Source organism: Variovorax sp. AC194 (assembly GCF_979257995.1).
In genome coordinates this window covers 6,654,155-6,670,320 of record NZ_OZ409823.1, presented here as the reverse complement: position 1 = coordinate 6,670,320, position 16,166 = coordinate 6,654,155, and the positions used below count along the sequence as shown (strand labels likewise).

The window sequence follows — 16,166 nt, the reverse complement described above, 5'->3', positions numbered from 1 at the left end:
CGATTCAGCCTCCCGCGCGCTTGACCGTGTGGCCCTGCTTCACGAGGGCCGCGATCACCAGTTCGCGGTGATCGCCCTGGATCTCGATGATGCCGTCCTTCACCGTGCCGCCCGAGCCGCAGGCTGTTTTCAGCTGCTTGCCCACCGCCGAGAGCGCCGCGGCGTCGAGCGCGAGGCCCTTGACGACCGTCACGCCCTTGCCTTTGCGGCCCTTGGTCTCGTGCGATACACGCACAATGCCGTCAGTGGCCGGCGCGCGCGCCTTCAGTTCCTTGCAGCGGCATTGCGCCATCGGCGCGCCGCAATCGGGGCACATGCGGCCGCCCGCCTCGGTGGAATACACCAGCGCGCTGGCCTGATTGCTTTTCGTCGTCGCCATTCGATCCATCTCTTCTCTATATCCGGGTTTCTCTCTCTGTCTGCTCACATGCCATTCGACTCACTGGGCCTGGCCCCCGCGCTCGTGCAGGCTGCCGCCGAAAGCGGCTATGCCGCGCCGACCGCCATCCAGGCCGCGGCCATTCCCGCAATTCTGCAGGGCCGCGACGTGCGGGGCTCGGCGCAGACCGGCTCCGGCAAGACCGCCGCATTCTCCCTGCCGCTGCTGCAGCGCCTGGCCGCCGAAGCCGTGTCATCGCCGCGCCGCGTGCGCGCCTTGGTGCTCGTGCCCACTCGTGAACTCGCGGCGCAGGTCGGCGAGACGATGCGCAGCCTCGCGCAGCACCTGCCCGAGCGCCTGAAGATCGCCATCGCCTTCGGCGGCGTCTCGATCAACCCGCAGATGATGAGCCTGCGCGGCGGCGCCGACATCGTCGTCGCCACGCCCGGCCGGCTGCTCGACCTGGTCGAGCACAACGCGCTCAAGCTGGGCGCGGTCTCGATGCTGGTGCTCGACGAGGCCGATCGCCTCTTCGATCTCGGCTTTGCCGAAGAGCTCGGCCGCATCCTGGCGCTGCTGCCGGCGCAGCGACAGAACCTGCTCTTCTCGGCCACATTCCCGCCCGCCATCCAGTCACTGGCCGACGGCATGCTGCGCGACCCTGCGGTCATCGACGTGCAGGGCGAGCCGGGCACCGAGCCGAACATCGTGCAGCGCGTGATCGAGGTCGATGCGAACCGCCGCACGCAGCTCCTGCGTCATCTGCTGAAAGAGAACGAGTGGGAGCGCGTGCTGGTGTTCGTCGCCACGCAGCACGCGGCGCAGACCGTGGCCGAGAAGCTCTACAAGAACGGTGTCTACGCGGTGCCCTTCCACGGTGACATCGCGCAGGGCACGCGCACCGGCATCCTGGCGCAATTCAAGGAGAGCCGGTGGGACGTGGTGATCGCCACCGATCTCGCGGCGCGCGGCATCGACATCGCGCAGCTGCCGGTGGTCATCAACTACGACCTGCCGCGTTCGCCCACCGACTACATCCACCGCATCGGCCGCACCGGCCGCGCGGGCGAGAGCGGCCTGGCGATCAGCTTCGTGAGCGCATCGACCGAGGCGCACTTCCGCGTGATCGAAAAGCGCCAGGGCCTGAGCTTGCCGCGCGAGCGCATCGAAGGGTTCGAGCCAACCGAGGCGGCCGTGCCGCTTGTCGACGCATCGGGCACCGGCGGCATCAAGGGCAAGCGGCCGAGCAAGAAGGACAAGCTGCGTGCCGCAGCGCAGGCCGCGCCGCGGAGCGAATCGGAAAAGAACGACTGACCGGCGGCGGTCAATCCGCCGCGTAGTCGACCTGGTGCCGCGCGATCCTGAGGTCGCCCAGCTCCTCGCGCACCCGCAGATGCGCGGGGTGCGTCGCATAGCCGTCGAGCGATGCCTGGCTGTCGAACTCGCTGTAGAGCACCACGTCGCAGGCGTAGGCGATGCGGCTCGAATCGACGCCCACTTCGATGTGCAGCAGCCCGGGAATCTGCCCGCGCAGCGATTCGAACTTGCGCTTGAGCAACTGCGTGGCCTGCGCTTTCTCTTCGGGCGATTCGCCGCGCAGGTCCCACATCACGATGTGCTTGAACATGGTGCGGGGCGCGATCATTCGGCGGAACCGGGTTTGTCGAAGAGATGGAAAACAAGGATCACGGCGGCTCCGGCTTCATGCGGTTGAAAGGGCGCGGAAGCAGCCCCGGTGTGCGGCCGATGGTAAGCAGGCCCCGCGCGAAAGGCCATGCGCCGCATGCCTCGCCGGTGAAGAACAGTTTTCCGCTGGAGAAAATGCGAGGCGTGGTGAGGCGGTGCGCTAGAGCCAACCCAGCTGCCGCGCCGCCAGCTCCTTCATGATTTCCTCGGCGCCGCCGCCGATCATCATCACCTTGACCTCGCGGTAGACGCGCTCGCTCACCGTGCCGCGCATGAAGCCCATGCCGCCGAGGATCTGCACCGCCTGGTCGGCGCAGAACTGCATGGTCTGCGTCGCATGGTTCTTGAGCATGCAGACCTGCGCGACCCATTCGGGCGCGTTGATGTGGCCGGCCGCTTCGAGCGCATCGCCTTCGGCGCTCACCGCCTCCAGCCATGCCTCGGTGGACGCGATGCGCATCTGCATGTCCACCAGCTTGTGGCGCACCGCCTGGTGTTCGATGAGCGCCGCGCCGAAGGTCTTGCGCTCGCGCGACCAGGCCAGCGCTTCGTCCAGGCATGCCTGCGCGAAGCCGAGCGCGCCAGCCGCGAGGCCGATGCGCTCGCCGTTGAAGTTGCCCATGACCATGCGAAAGCCCGCACCTTCTTCGCCCAACAGGTAGCGCGCCGGCACGCGCACGTTGTCCAAGTGCAGCGTCGCGGTGTCCGAGCACCACCAGCCCATCTTCGTGAGCCGCGTGCGCGCGAGGCCGGGCGCATCGCCGGGCACCAGCAGCATCGAGATGCCACTCGCGCCGCGACCTTCGCCGGTGCGCACGGCGACCGTGATCCAGTCGGCGCGCATGCCCGAGGTGATGAAGGTCTTCTCGCCGTTCAGCACGTAGTGATCGCCGTCGCGCCTTGCGGTTGTGCGAAGTGCCGCGACGTCGGAGCCGCCGCCGGGTTCGGTGATCGCGAGCGCCGCGATCTTCTCGCCGCGCAGCACGGCGGGCACGACCTCTTGGCGCACGTCGTCGCTCGCATGCAGCACCACCGGTGGCAGGCCGATGTTGTGCGAGAACAGGCTCGCGAGCACGCCGCCGCTCTTGCCGTGCCGCGCGAGCGCGATCCATGCGGGGAGCTTGAGCGAATACGAAGCCGGCGTGCCGCCGAGCGCCTCGGGATAGCCGAGACCGAGCAGCCCGAGTGCCGCGGCGCGCGTGTAGAGCGCGCGCGGAAATTCGCCCGCGTCGTCCCACGCCTGGACATTCGGCGCGATCTCGCTCTCGGCGAATCGCCGCACCGTGTCGGCGAGCGCTGCGCGATCGGACTGCAGTTCGGGGTCCATGTGCACCTCAGCCGCGTTCAACCACGTTCAGCCCCGTGGAGGCCGCTTGGCGATGCCCATCGTCTTGGCGAGGATGCCCAGCATCACCTCGTCCGCGCCGCCGCCGATCGAGCCGAGCCGGCCATCGCGGTACAGGCGCGCCACGCGGTTCTCCAGCGTGAAGCCCATGCCGCCCCAGAACTGCAGGCAGGTGTCGGACACCTGACGCGTGAGGCGCCCGGTCTTGAGCTTGGCCATCGAGGCGAGTTCGAGCACGTCCTGGCCCTGCACATGCAGGTCGCAGGCGCGGTAGGTGAGGGCGCGCAGCGCTTCCACCTCGGTCTTCAGTTCGGCCAGCTTGAACTGCACCCACTGCTGGTCGGCCAGCGTGCCGCCGAACATGTGGCGCTGCTGCGCCCATTCGATGGTCTGCGCGATGCAGTCTTCCATCGGTTCGAGCGAACTGGCCGCGGCCCAGAGGCGCTCTTCCTGGAACTGCTGCATCTGGTAGATGAAGCCCTGGCCCTCCTCGCCGATGCGGTAGCGCTGCGGCACGCGCACGTTGTCGAAGTAGATGAGCCCCGTGTCGCTCGAGTTCATGCCGATCTTGCGGATCTTCTTCGCCTTCTCGATGCCCGGCAGGTTCATCGGCACCATCACGAGCGACTTGTTGCGGTGCACGGGGCCGTCGCTGGTGTTGACCAGCATGCACATCCAGTCGGCCTGCAGGCTGTTGGTGATCCACATCTTCTGGCCGCTGATGAGGTAGTCGTCGCCGTCCTTGCGCGCGTGACTCTTCAGGCCCGCGACGTCGCTGCCCGCGCCGGGCTCGCTCACGCCGATGCAGCCGACCATGTCGCCCGCGATGGCGGGCGCGAGGAATTCGCGGCGCAACTCGTCGCTGCCGAAACGCGCGAGCGCGGGCGTGCACATGTCGGTCTGCACGCCGATGGCCATCGGCACGCCGCCGCAGCTCACGTGGCCGAGCGCCTCGGCCATCGCCATCGCATACGAGTAGTCCAGGCCGGCGCCGCCGAAGGCTTCGGGCTTGTTCAGGCCCAGCATGCCCAGGTTGCCGAGCTTCTTGAAGACCTCGTGCGCGGGGAAGATCTCGGCCTCTTCCCATGCGTCGACGTGCGGGTTGATCTCCTCGTCGATGAAGCGGCGCAGCGTCTTCTGGATCTCGAGGTGTTCGTGGGTGTACTGCATGTCGCCTTGTCTCCGGTCAGTCGTTCGTTTCTTTGTCCTGGAACACGCGCGGCGTCTGCGCGAGGTGAAAGCCCTCGAAGGGCCGCACCGCCGGGCGCTGCTGCGCGGCTGCATCGGGCAGCGCCATCGGCCAGCCCATGCGCACCTGCGGCCGCGCGCCGTCCACGCGTAACACGCTGCCGCTGATGAAGCTCGCCGCGGGGCTCAACAAGAAGGCGATGGCCGCGGAGGTCTCGGCCTCGTTGCCGAAGCGGCCCGCGGGCACGGTCTTGCGCATGGCGCGCAGCATGTCGCCGGCCTCGGGCGGGTAGTGGTCCATGCCGCTCGAGGCGATGTAGCCGGGCGCCACCGCGTTCACGCGCACGCCGCTCGCGGCCCATTCGAGCGCGGCGGTCTCGGTGAAGCTCACCATGCCCGCGCGCGCCGCGCCGCTGTGGCCCATGTGGGGCATCGAGCCCCACATGTCGGCCACGATGTTGACGATGGCGCCGCCGTTGGCCTGCATGCTTTGCACGAAGCATTCGCGCGCGACGAGGAAGCCGCCGGTGAGGTTGGTGTGGATCACCGCCTCCCAGCCCTTGGCCGAGATGGCCGCGAGCGGCGTGATGTACTGGCCGCCGGCGTTGTTGACGAGGCCGTCGATGCGGCCGTGCGCCGCGACGACCTCGGCGATCGCGGCACGCACGGCGTCTTCGTGCCGGATGTCGAAGGCCTGCGTGCCGGCCCTGCCGCCAGTCGCTGCGATTTCGCTCTGCACTTGCTGCAGCTTCTCGGTATTGCGGCCGACGAGCACGACCTGCGCGCCGAGCGATGCGAGCTCGTGCGCGGTGCAGCGGCCGATGCCGGATCCGCCGCCGGTGACGACGATCACCTGCCCGTCGAACAGGCCGGGCGAGAACACGGAGCGGTAGTGGGAAGGGGCGTTCATGCGAAAGGCTTTCAGGAAATCGGGACGTCGGTAATCTCCGCGACGACATGGCGCGCAGCCACCTGCGCGCCCACCGCGACATGCAGCGCGGCGACGCGGCCGGCGCGCGGTGCGCAATGCACGTGCTCCATCTTCATCGCTTCGAGCGTGACGAGCGGCTGGCCGGCGGCAACCGTGTCGCCCTCTGCGGCCAGCAGCGCGATGACGCGGCCGTTCATCGAGGCGCGCAGCAGGCCGTCGCCGCCCGTGGCACCAACGCGGGGTACTGCCACGTGCTTGAGATCTTCGAGTTCGAAGGCCTGGCCACGGAAGTGAATCCACAAGCGATTGCAGGCTTCGCGCACCGACATGGCTTGCTCGGAAACACCGCTGCACGAGAAGCGCACGACGCCGTCACCGGGCAGCGCGAGCAGTTCGATGCGTGCAGGCGCGGTTGCATCGAGCGCGACTTCGAAACGGCCCGCGCCCCGCGGCGTCACGCGCGCCGCATGCACCTTGCCATTGAGTGCGAAGCGCAGGGCATTGGGCAACGTGTGCGCGAGCGGCGAAGGCCAACCGCGTTCGCCGAGTTGGAGCAGCAGTGCGGCCAGCAATGCAGCGTGGCCTTCCGTCGCGGCGTGGGATGCGAGCAGCGTATCGGCGTGCTCGGTGATGAACGCCGTCGTCGCGTCGCCCTTGGAAAACACCGGGTGTGACAGCGCGCGCTGCAGAAACTGCTGGTTGGTCGCGATGCCGAGTGCCACCGTGTCTTGCAAGCCTGCAATCAAGCGTTGCCTCGCTTCATCGCGGGTGCGGCCGTGCGACACCAGCTTGGCGATCATCGAGTCGTAGAACGGCGGCACGGCGGCGCCATCGCGCAACGCATGTTCGGTGCGCAGCGCCGGCGACGGCCGCCACGCGGCGAGCGTGCCGCTCTGCGGCATGAATCCCTGCCGCGGGTCTTCGGCACACAGGCGCACTTCGATCGCGTGGCCGCGCATGCGCACGTCCGACTGCGTGAGCGGCAGCGGCTCGCCGGCCGCGACGCGCAACTGCAGTTCGACCAGGTCGAGCCCCGTCACCGCCTCGGTCACCGGATGCTCCACCTGCAGCCGCGTGTTCATTTCCATGAACCAGTACCGGCCCTCCGCATCGAGCAGAAATTCGAGCGTGCCCGCGCCTTGGTAGGCGATGGCTTTCGCCGCGGCAACGGCCGTCGCGCCCATGCGTTCGCGGAGGTCGACGGACACGGCCGGCGAGGGCGATTCCTCGATCACCTTCTGGTGGCGCCGCTGCACCGAGCAGTCGCGCTCGCCGAGGTGGATGGCGTTGCCGTGGCGGTCGGCGAACACCTGGATCTCGATGTGGCGCGGCGCGACGATCGCGCGCTCCAGGATCACGGTCGCATCGCCAAAGGCGTTGAGCGCTTCGGACTGCGCGCTCTGCAGCAGTTCGGCAAAGGCCGCGGCCGATGGCACGAGCCGCATGCCGCGCCCGCCGCCGCCGGCGGTCGCCTTGATCATCACGGGCCAGCCGATGCGCGCGGCTTCGGCGGCCAGCGTGGCCGGGCGCTGGTCTTCGCCCTGGTAGCCGGGAATGCATGGCACGCCGGCCGCTTGCATCAATCGCTTCGCGCCGGCCTTGTCGCCCATTGCGCGAATGGCTTCGGGCGAGGGGCCGATGAAGACGAGGCCGGCATCGCGGCAAGCCTGTGCGAACCCGGCGTTCTCGGCGAGAAATCCGTAGCCCGGATGCACGGCCTGCGCGCCGCTCGAACGCGCGGCCTCGATGATCGCGGCGATGTTCAGGTAGCTCTGCGCGGGCAGCGATTCGCCGATCCACACGGCTTGGTCGGCTTGCCGCACATGCTCTGCATCAGCGTCGGCGCTCGAATAGACCGCCACGGTGCGATGGCCCATGGCGCGCGCGGTGCGCATCACGCGGACGGCGATCTCGCCGCGGTTGGCAATGAGGATCTTGTCGAAGATGCTCATGGCCGTGCTACTGAAAACTGCATCGCCTGCGGCACGCGCGCATCGGCGTCGCGGCACACCGAGAGCACCTCGGCCAGCACCGCGCGCGTGTCGCGCGGATCGATCACGCCGTCGTCCAGCAGCAGCGCGCTGGTGGTGAACACGCTCATCTGCCGGTCGAAGCGCTCCACGATCTGCTGCTGCATCGCGTCGATCTTCGCGTGGTCGACCGCGCCCTTGCGGGCCATGCCCGCCTCCATGACGATGGCCATGGTCTTGGCGGCCTGCTCGCCGCCCATGACAGCGGTGCGCGCGTTGGGCCACGAGAAGCAGAAGCGCGGCGCGAAGCCGCGGCCGCACATGCCGTAGTTGCCCGCGCCGTACGAGGCGCCGCAGTGCAGCGTGATCTGCGGCACGGTCGCGTTGGTCACGGCCTGGATCATCTTGGCGCCGTGCTTGATGATGCCGGCCTCCTCGTGCGCGCGGCCCACCATGTAGCCGGTGATGTTCTGCAGGTAGACGATCGGCGTGCGCGACTGGCAGCAGGCCTGGATGAAGTGCGTGGCCTTGGTCGCGCCGTCGGAATCGATCGGGCCGTTGTTGGTGACGATGCCCACCGCATGCCCTTCGAGCCGGATGTGGCCGCAGACGGTGGCGCCGCCGTAGTGCTCGCTGAATTCGAGGAACTCCGAGCCGTCGGCGATGCGCGCGATGACTTCGCGCATGTCCACCGGCCGGCGGCCGTCGCTGGGCATGATGCCCAGGAGGTCTTGTGCGTCGCAGCGCGGCGGCGCGAAGGCGCGCGGCGCTTCGTCGCGGGGCCAGTCGATGCCGCCGAGGATCGCGCGCGCGATGCGGATGGCGTCGCGGTCGTCTTCGGCCAGGTAGTCGCCCAGGCCCGAGACGTGGGTGTGCATGACTGCGCCGCCGAGTTCTTCTTCGGTGGCGATCTCGCCGGTGGCGGCTTTCAGCAGCGGCGGGCCGGCGAGGAAGGCGCGCGTGCGGTCGCGCACCATCACGATGTAGTCCGACAGGCCCGTCTGGTAGGCGCCGCCCGCGGTCGAGGAGCCGTGCGTCACCGTCACCACCGGCAGCCCCGCGGCCGAGAGGCGCGCGAGGTTGCGAAAGATGTTGCCGCCGCGCACGAAGTCCTGCACGCGGTACTGCATGAGGTTGGCGCCGGCGCTCTCGACCAGCTGTACGTAGGGCAGCTTGTTCTCAAGAGCGATCTCCTGCACGCGCAGCTGCTTGTCCAGGCCCATGGGCTGCAGCGCGCCGGCGTCGATGCCGGAATCGGAGGCGCTCACCATGCAGCGCACGCCCGCGACCTGGCCGATGCCGGAGATCAGGCCGCCGCCGGGCACGCTCTTCGAGAGATCGGGGTTGTCATGACCGAGGCCTGCGAGCGAAGCCAGCGGCAGGAAGGGCGCGCCGGTGTCCAGCAGCAGCGCGATGCGTTCGCGCGGCAGCAGCTGGCCGCGTTGGGCGAATCGCTCGGCCGAGGCGCCCGATGCGGCCGCGGCGCGGGCCTCGTGCGCACGCACCTCGTCCAGCAGCGCGAGCATGGCGGCGCGGTTGGCCTGGAAGGTGTCGCTGGCCGAGGACAGCCTGGATTCGATGACGGGCATGGGGTCTGTGCAGGTCGCTGGTTTTTCGCTCTGCACAGACTTTAGGGACGGGGCCTTCCGCCCGCTTGCGCCAACTAGCTGGTGCGGGGGCGGACGCGCTGCGGCGTCGGCGCGTCGAGGCTGCTGCCGGTGGCCACCCAGTAGATGAAGATCAGCACCGCACCGGCCGTGCCGAACACGGACAGGCCCATGTAGCTGCCGCCGATGGCGAGCGCATCGGTCGGCGCCGCGGCCGTGCAGATCATGCTGGCGGCGGTCATGCCCACGTAGTGCATCGTGCAGACCGCCACGCCCATCACCGCGGCGGCCCCGATCTGGTGGCTGAGCTTTCGCAGGTTGAAGGCCAGCCACAAGGCGGCCGCGGCGGCGGTGATCGCGATCACCACCGACAGCGCGACGGTGCCCGTGTCGAACTCCATCGTGGCGCGCATGTTCATCGCGAACATGCCCATGTAGTGCATCACGCAGACGCCGATGCCGGCCAGCAGGCTGCCTGCCGCCCAGCCGGGTTTGCTGAACTTGCGCCGGCCGCCGGCCAGGTAGAGGGCGATACCCGAGATCAGGATGGCCGCCACGAGCGACACGATGGTCAGCGGCATGTTGTACGAAATGGCCACCGGCAACCGGTACGCCAGCATGCCGATGAAGTGCATTGACCAGATGCCGATGCCCCCGAGCGCCACCGCGGCGCAGGCCACGAGGGCGAGGTTGGGTTTGCCGTCCGCGTTGACCATGCGGCCCGCGCAGATCAGCGCGACCAGCGATCCCGCGAACGAGATGAGGAACGAAAGCGCCACCAGCCCCAGGGAGTACTCGGGCGACAGCAACTGGCCTACGACGAGGGGAGTCATGCGTTTTTCCTTTCAGAGAGAACGCGCAGGAGGCCCCGAAAACCGGATGTGATCGGGACACCGCGCGGCGTCCCGGCCAGTTTGTAATATTTGTTTTTAAAAGTAAATCGAAATCTGTACTTATCGTTACCCTACCTTACAGCGCGAATTCGATATATCGCATTGTTGCGATCGGCGCTCACGTAAACGGTGCCGTCGCGGCCCACGGCCACGCCCGTGACCACGTAGGGCGGCGGCAGTCCGGGCCCGGGCGCAAGACCGATCGGCAGGTTGTCGGCGATGGTCCGGCGGGTGCCGCTGACCGGATCGATCTCCACCAGCCGCTGCGCCGCGCTCTCGGCCACGACGAAAGTGCCCCATGGCGTTTGCGCCACACCCTCGGGCAGCGCGAGGCCGTCGGCGATGGTGCGCAGCGGCGCGCTGGCGTCCAGCGGAATGCGCAGCAGCTTGCCCGCGGCCTCGGTGACGTAGAGCGCACCGTCCTGGCCGATGACCATCTGCACCGGGCCGTTCAATCCGCTAGCGAGCACTGACTTTTCCGCAAACTTCGGCCCGCTGGCGCGCGTGATGCTGCCGGTGGCGAGCTCGGCGTAGATCACGCTGCCGTCGGGCATGGGGATCGCGTCGAACGGCGCCTTCAAGCCGTGGATGATGTCGACGGTCTTGAGCGTCTGGCGATCGACCAGTTGGACCGTGCCGGTGAACCACGAGGCCAGCGCGAAGCGCGTGGCCGAGAGGCCGACCGCGAAGGGATAGTCGAGCTCCGGTTCGCGCTGCATGCGGAACACGTCGCGCACTTCGCCGGTGCGCACGTCCACCTGCCGGAAGCCGAAGACATCGGCCACCCAGAGGTCGTTGCCGTCGATCTTCAGGCCCGCGGGCACCGCCACCTTGCCGGTGGTGAGGGTGCGCAACTCGCCGGTGGCGGGGTTGAAAGCCTGCACCTCGTTGTTGGCCATGTTCGACACATAGATCGTCCCGTCCGGCGCGATGGCCAGGTTGTCGAGCGAGGGCCGAAGCTGTTTGGCGACCGTCTTGTTACCGGTTGCCAGTTCCACCCGCACCAGTTCGCCGCTGCGCGCATCGACCACCCAGAGGTTGCCCTTGCCGTCCAGATTGGCCGCGGCCGGGATCTTGAAGCCTTCCGCGATCACGGTCATGTGGCCGTTGGCCGGGTCGATCTTCACGACCTGGCCCTTGAACCACAGCGGCCCGTAGAGCATGCCGTCGGGCCCGACCTCGAAGCCGTTGAAGCCGCCCATGTCCTTCTTGATGAGCCGCGGCGGCTTCTGGCCGGCGCGGTCGATTTCCCAGAGCGCATCGCCCAGGAACACCTGCGAGGCGTAGAGCTTGCCGCTCTTGCGGTCGAAGTCGAGCGAGTTCAGGCCGGGCAGGTCCTTGGCGAGCACGCGCATCGGCGCGGTGTCGCTCTCGCGGTAGCGCAGCATGCCCATGAGGTAGTTGGTCCAGGCCAGTTCGCCGTTGGGGCCGACCGCGATGTCGTCGGCCTGGCCTTCGGGCGCGTCGATCAGCACTTTCGCCGCGCCGGTGGTGCGGTCGACCTCCCACAGCGTGTTGCCGAGCACCGAGCCCGCGAGCAGCCGGCCCTTCGCGTCGATGGCCAGGCCGTGCACGCCCGAGAACGACGACGGCGGCACCAGCGCCTCGGGCGCGGCCCACGAAGCCGGCCGGGTGGTGAGCGGTGCCGATGGCGGTGAGGGCGTCGGCGCGGGCGCAGGCACGGGCCTGGACGCAGGCGGCGCGACGGTGCTGCAGGCACCCAGCAGGGCGAGCGTGGCGATCAGCGCGGCGGCGGTGCGCAGCGGGCGACGGGGCATGTCTTCTCCTTCTTGTGGGTGCGCGCGCAGTCTAGAAGGAGGCGGGGGCGTTGGCGCGGTCTCTCGCGAGACATGCGCACTTTCATCCGCTGCGGATTACCCGAAGCAACGGATCGGCCGGATCAGCCGCGCAGCAGTTGCGTCACGGTGTGGATCGCAAGCCCCACCAGCCCGCCCACCAGCGTGCCGTTGATGCGGATGAACTGCAGGTCGCGCCCGATGTGGCGCTCCAGCTCCACCGTCATCTCCTCGGCGTTCCACTCGCCCACCCGCTCCTCGATGTAGCGGCGGATGTCCTCGCGGTAGCGCTCGATGGCCAGCGGCGCGGCCGCCTCGATCTGCTCGTTGATCCAGTGGCGGATCGCCTCGTCGGCCTGCAGCCGCGTGCCCAGCGCGCCGGCCATCGACGCGATGCGCTGGCGGATCGTCGAATCGCTGCGGCGCAGGTCGCCGTCCAGCCACGCGAGCAGCTCGCCCCACAGGCCGTGCAGGTAGTCGCCGAGAGCCGGGTGCGCCATCAGCTCGGCGCGGATCTGTTCGCCGCGCTGCTGGAACTCGGGGTCGAGTTTCAGCCGCACCACGAAGTCGTCGACGAAGTGGTCGAAGCGCTTGCGCATCGGGTGGTCCGGCTCGGCCGCGAGCTCGCCGATGGTGTGCGCCACGGCGGCCACGATCTTGCGCGTGGCGAGCTTGGCCGCGACCTGGTCCAGGCCCACGTAGCGCAGCGTCTTGATCTCGCGCGCAATCGCTTCGGTGATGTGCGCCTGCACCTCGTCCCCTTCGAGGAGGCCCGCCACCTGCTGCAGCACGTCGTCCAGCAGCGCCTGGTGGCGCCCGCCCGCGGTGAGCGCATCGAGGGCTTGGCCGGTCAGGCGCGAGAGGTCGATCTTCGCCAGGCCCGCGGCGGCGGCGCGGCCCATGAAGTCGCGCACCCGGTCGTCGTCGAAGGCGGCCAGGCCGTAGCGCGTGGCGGCCACACCCCATTCGCCCAGCTTTTCGCCACTCGCGGGGCGCGCGAGCCAGTCGGCGATGCGGCTGGCGGTGTCGAACTCGCGCAGCTTCGCGAGCACCTGCGCGGTGCTCAGGAAGTTGTTGCAGATGAAGCCCGCGAGCTTGGCGCCAATGCGGTCCTTGTTGCTCGGGATGATCGCGGTGTGCGGAATCGGCAGGCCCAGCGGATGACGAAACAGCGCCACCACCGCGAACCAGTCGGCAATCGCGCCGACCATCGCGGCCTCGGCGAAAGCGGCCACGTAGCCCCAGGCCGGATGCTGCGCATGCAGCGCGCTGGCCACCGCATAGAGCAGCGCCGCCGCGCACAGCAGGCCGAGCGCAACGCGCTTCATGCGCCGCAGCGCGGCGCTGCTTGGGTCTTCTTCAGCCAATGGTGTGCGAAGTGGCGAGGCGCTCCATGAACAGCTCGCAGCGCGCGAGTTGTTCGAGGCTCACGAACTCGTCGGGCTGGTGCGCCTGCTCGATGCTGCCCGGGCCGCACACCACCGTGGGGATGCCGGCGTTCTTGAACAGGCCCGCTTCGGTGCCGAAGGCCACCAAGGTGGTGCGGTCCTCGCCCGCCAGGCGCTGCGCGAGCAGCGTGACCGGGTCGCTCGCCGCGCCGAGGAAGCTCGGGATCTCGCAGATCGTCTCGAACCTGAAGCCCGCATCGGGCGCGACCTTCTTCATCGCGGGCTCGATGCTCGCGGCATAGGCCAGCACGTCGGACTGCATGCGCTTGGCGTCGGCGGTGGGGAGGTCGCGGAATTCGTAGCGGAACTCGGCGTCGCGCGGCACCACGTTGTCGGCGATGCCGCCGTGGAACTGGCCCACGCTCGCGGTGCTGAAGGGCACGTCGAAGCCCTCGTAGCGCGGCTCGCTGCGCTCGAAGTCCTCGGCCATGTCGCGCACCTTGCCGATCACGCGCGCGGCCATCTCGATGGCGTTGACCGACTTGGGCGTGAGCGACGAATGCGCCTCCTTGCCGCGCACGCAGCACTTGTAGCGGTACACGCCCTTGTGGGCGATGGCCGGCACCATGCTGGTGGGCTCGCCCACGATGCAGGCCAGCGGCTTGATGCCCGCGTCGCGCATGTCGGCGATCAGCTCCTTCACGCCGAAGCAGCCGATTTCTTCCTCGTAGCTGAAGGCGAAGTGCACCGCGAAAGGGGAGTCGCTTTCAAGAAACCGCTTGGCATTGGAGAGCGCAATCGCGATGAAGCTCTTCATGTCGGCCGAGCCGCGGCCGTAGAGGCGCTCGTTCTGCACCACGGCCGAGAGCGGATCGACGCTCCAGTCCTGGCCGTCCCAGGGCACCGTGTCGGTGTGCCCCGAAATGATCACCCCGGCCGGCTTGCCCTCGCCCAGCGTGGCGAACAGGTTCGCCTTGGTGCGCTCGGCGTTGTAAGTGATGCGGCTTTTGACGCCGAGGGTGGCCAGGTGGCTCTGCGCGAGGTCGATCAGCTGCAGGTTGCTGTTCTCGCTGACGGTGTTCATGCGCACCAGCGACTGGGCCAGTGCGAGGCTTTGGGGGGAAAGCGTATGGGGCATGCAACAGATTGTCCAAGAAGTCGATGCCCCGCGTCCGCGGTTGTTCCGACTGTCATCCGCAGCGGGTACCCTGCGCCTCTTTTGGATGGAGAAAAAGACCATGCGCACCCTTCAGATCGCACTGACCGCCACCGCCGCCCTGTGCATCGCGGCCTGCAGCGGCACCGGCCCCTCGGGCCCAGCCAAGCTGCTGACGCTGGACGGCAACCCGCCGCTGGTCATTGCCCACCGCGGCGCCTCGGGCTACCTGCCGGAGCAGACGCTGGAGGCCTACACGAAGGCCATCGAACTGGGCGCCGACGTGATCGAGATGGACCTGGTCTCCACCAAGGACGGCGTGCTCATCGCCCGCCACGACCCCAACCTGGCCATCAGCACCGACGTGGCCAAGCACCCCCGCTTTGCCTCGCGCAAGAAGACCATCAAGGTCGACGGCGAAACCCAGACCGGCTGGTTCAGCAACGACTTCACGCTGGCCGAGATCAAGACGCTGGGCGGCATCTCCACGGACGCGGAGCGCCCGCAGGAATTCAACGGCAAGTTCAAGATCGTGACCTTCCAGGAGATCATCGATTTCGCCAAGGCCAAGTCGAAGGAAACCGGCCGCACCATCGCGATCTACCCGGAGTCGAAGAATCCGACCTATTTCCGCGACCTCGGACTGCCGTTGGAAGACAAGATGATCGCCGCCATCGACGCAGCCGGCTGGAACAGCAAGACCGCGCCGATCTACGTGCAGTCGTTCGAGCCGGGCAGCCTCAAGTACATGAAGGGCAAGGGCCTGAAGACCAAGCTCATCCAGCTGATCGACGGCGACGGCATCGACATGAAGACCGGCGCCATGACGTACGCCATTCCGGTGGACCGCCCCTACGAATGGACCAAGGCCGGCGACAAGCGCAACTTCGACGTCATGGTCACGCCCGCGGGCCTGGCCGAGATCAAGACCTACGCCGACGGCATCGGTCCGTGGAAGCGCTACATCGTGACCATCAAGGGCAGCATCGGCGCGGACGGCAAGCCGATCGACGTGAACAAGGACGGCAAGGTCAACGACGCCGACGCCACCTCGGTCTCGCCCACCACGCTGATCGCGGACGCCCACAAGGCGGGCCTGTTCGTGCACCCCTTCACCTTCCGCAACGAGTCGCGCCGGCTGGCAGCGGACTACAACAAGGACGGCAAGAACGAGTACGCGATTTACTACAAGCTCGGCGTGGACGGCGTTTTCACCGACTTCACCGACACCGCGATCGCCGCGCGCGCTGAGTATCTGAAGAGCCTCGGCCGCTGATTTCGGTCTTGTGCGCACCCTCGTGGTATCAAGAGGGTGCGCGCTTCGGATCCGAGGCCGTCCGGTACCTCGACAGAGAGTCGAGAGTTGATTTGAAATTCGCGGTATCTTGGGCGGAAAAAGAAGAGCACGTTGATGCGGCAATGCCATTGCCCCGATTCAATTGAACGGCTGTCACACATAAAATATCCGGGCCGACTGCCCCGTTATTTCCTCGATAGCCAATAACTTCCGCATATATTTTCCATCCTTTTTTCGCAAGTAATTCAATTCCTTGCGTAGATAATGGATGGCGTTCCTCAATCATGAAGGAGAACGGCGGAGCTACGAGTCTTGTTTCATATCCCTTGCCATTTTTGCCGACCCCAATTGTCATAAGCAACTGCTTGGTATTTTGGCTGCAAGCAATTGCCAACGTGGGGCGCTCCTCTTCCTCGGAGTTCGGGTATGGTTTGTCCCCGGAAAAAATCGTAATGTCAATTCCATCAATTGATGTATGGTTTTTTTCGACCATGCCCGGGACAGATGCATTCGATGAGCACGTGTCGTTT

Annotated in this window: 14 protein-coding genes; 2 read left to right on the top strand and 12 right to left on the bottom strand. The window is 67.7% G+C overall.

Annotation, left to right across the window (positions count from 1 at the left end):
• Positions 1 to 4: 4 nt before the first annotated feature.
• Entirely contained in the window at positions 5 to 379 is a 375-nt protein-coding gene (locus ACZYRS_RS31385) for a translation initiation factor Sui1 (RefSeq protein ID WP_463422323.1), read from the bottom strand.
• A 48-nt stretch (positions 380 to 427) separates the two neighbouring features.
• Here ACZYRS_RS31385 and ACZYRS_RS31380 point away from each other — a divergent pair, with 48 nt between their 5' ends.
• Entirely contained in the window at positions 428 to 1,693 is a 1,266-nt protein-coding gene (locus tag ACZYRS_RS31380) for a DEAD/DEAH box helicase (protein ID WP_463422322.1), read from the top strand.
• Between the two features lie 10 nt (positions 1,694 to 1,703).
• Here the strand turns inward: ACZYRS_RS31380 and ACZYRS_RS31375 are convergent, their stop codons facing one another.
• The 10 genes from ACZYRS_RS31375 to argE form a co-directional block, all read right to left on the bottom strand.
• Positions 1,704 to 2,024: a Dabb family protein gene (locus ACZYRS_RS31375; protein ID WP_463422321.1), complete on the bottom strand. Its 321-nt coding sequence runs from the start codon at positions 2,022 to 2,024 to the stop codon at positions 1,704 to 1,706.
• A gap of 201 nt (positions 2,025 to 2,225) precedes the next feature.
• A complete protein-coding gene (locus ACZYRS_RS31370; protein ID WP_463422320.1) occupies positions 2,226 to 3,392 on the bottom strand; it encodes an acyl-CoA dehydrogenase family protein in 1,167 nt (388 codons plus the stop codon).
• A 27-nt stretch (positions 3,393 to 3,419) separates the two neighbouring features.
• A complete protein-coding gene (locus tag ACZYRS_RS31365; protein WP_463422319.1) occupies positions 3,420 to 4,580 on the bottom strand; it encodes an acyl-CoA dehydrogenase family protein in 1,161 nt (386 codons plus the stop codon).
• A gap of 16 nt (positions 4,581 to 4,596) precedes the next feature.
• On the bottom strand, positions 4,597 to 5,508 hold the full coding sequence (locus ACZYRS_RS31360) for an SDR family oxidoreductase (protein ID WP_463422318.1): 912 nt from the start codon (positions 5,506 to 5,508) through the stop codon (positions 4,597 to 4,599).
• Between the two features lie 11 nt (positions 5,509 to 5,519).
• Positions 5,520 to 7,481, bottom strand: a complete 1,962-nt coding sequence (locus ACZYRS_RS31355) for an acetyl/propionyl/methylcrotonyl-CoA carboxylase subunit alpha (protein ID WP_463422317.1) — start codon at positions 7,479 to 7,481, stop codon at positions 5,520 to 5,522.
• Positions 7,478 to 9,088, bottom strand: coding sequence for an acyl-CoA carboxylase subunit beta (locus ACZYRS_RS31350; protein ID WP_463422316.1), 1,611 nt, complete (start codon positions 9,086 to 9,088; stop codon positions 7,478 to 7,480). The genes ACZYRS_RS31355 and ACZYRS_RS31350 overlap by 4 nt, the downstream gene beginning before the upstream one ends.
• 74 nt (positions 9,089 to 9,162) lie before the next feature.
• Positions 9,163 to 9,939 (bottom strand): MHYT domain-containing protein, encoded by a 777-nt coding sequence (locus ACZYRS_RS31345; RefSeq protein ID WP_198787024.1) that lies wholly within the window; start codon positions 9,937 to 9,939, stop codon positions 9,163 to 9,165.
• Between the two features lie 131 nt (positions 9,940 to 10,070).
• Positions 10,071 to 11,777: a Vgb family protein gene (locus ACZYRS_RS31340; protein WP_463422315.1), complete on the bottom strand. Its 1,707-nt coding sequence runs from the start codon at positions 11,775 to 11,777 to the stop codon at positions 10,071 to 10,073.
• Between the two features lie 122 nt (positions 11,778 to 11,899).
• Positions 11,900 to 13,162, bottom strand: a complete 1,263-nt coding sequence (locus ACZYRS_RS31335) for a DUF445 domain-containing protein (protein WP_463422314.1) — start codon at positions 13,160 to 13,162, stop codon at positions 11,900 to 11,902.
• Positions 13,155 to 14,321: an acetylornithine deacetylase gene (argE, locus tag ACZYRS_RS31330; RefSeq protein ID WP_198787026.1), complete on the bottom strand. Its 1,167-nt coding sequence runs from the start codon at positions 14,319 to 14,321 to the stop codon at positions 13,155 to 13,157. Before argE ends, ACZYRS_RS31335 begins: the two co-directional genes overlap by 8 nt.
• 100 nt (positions 14,322 to 14,421) lie before the next feature.
• Between argE and ACZYRS_RS31325 the strand changes: the two genes are divergently transcribed.
• A complete protein-coding gene (locus tag ACZYRS_RS31325) occupies positions 14,422 to 15,615 on the top strand; it encodes a glycerophosphodiester phosphodiesterase (RefSeq protein WP_463422313.1) in 1,194 nt (397 codons plus the stop codon).
• A 28-nt stretch (positions 15,616 to 15,643) separates the two neighbouring features.
• Here the strand turns inward: ACZYRS_RS31325 and ACZYRS_RS31320 are convergent, their stop codons facing one another.
• Complete coding sequence (locus tag ACZYRS_RS31320) at positions 15,644 to 16,129, bottom strand: hypothetical protein (protein WP_463422312.1); 486 nt, start codon at positions 16,127 to 16,129, stop codon at positions 15,644 to 15,646.
• Positions 16,130 to 16,166: the final 37 nt, after the last annotated feature.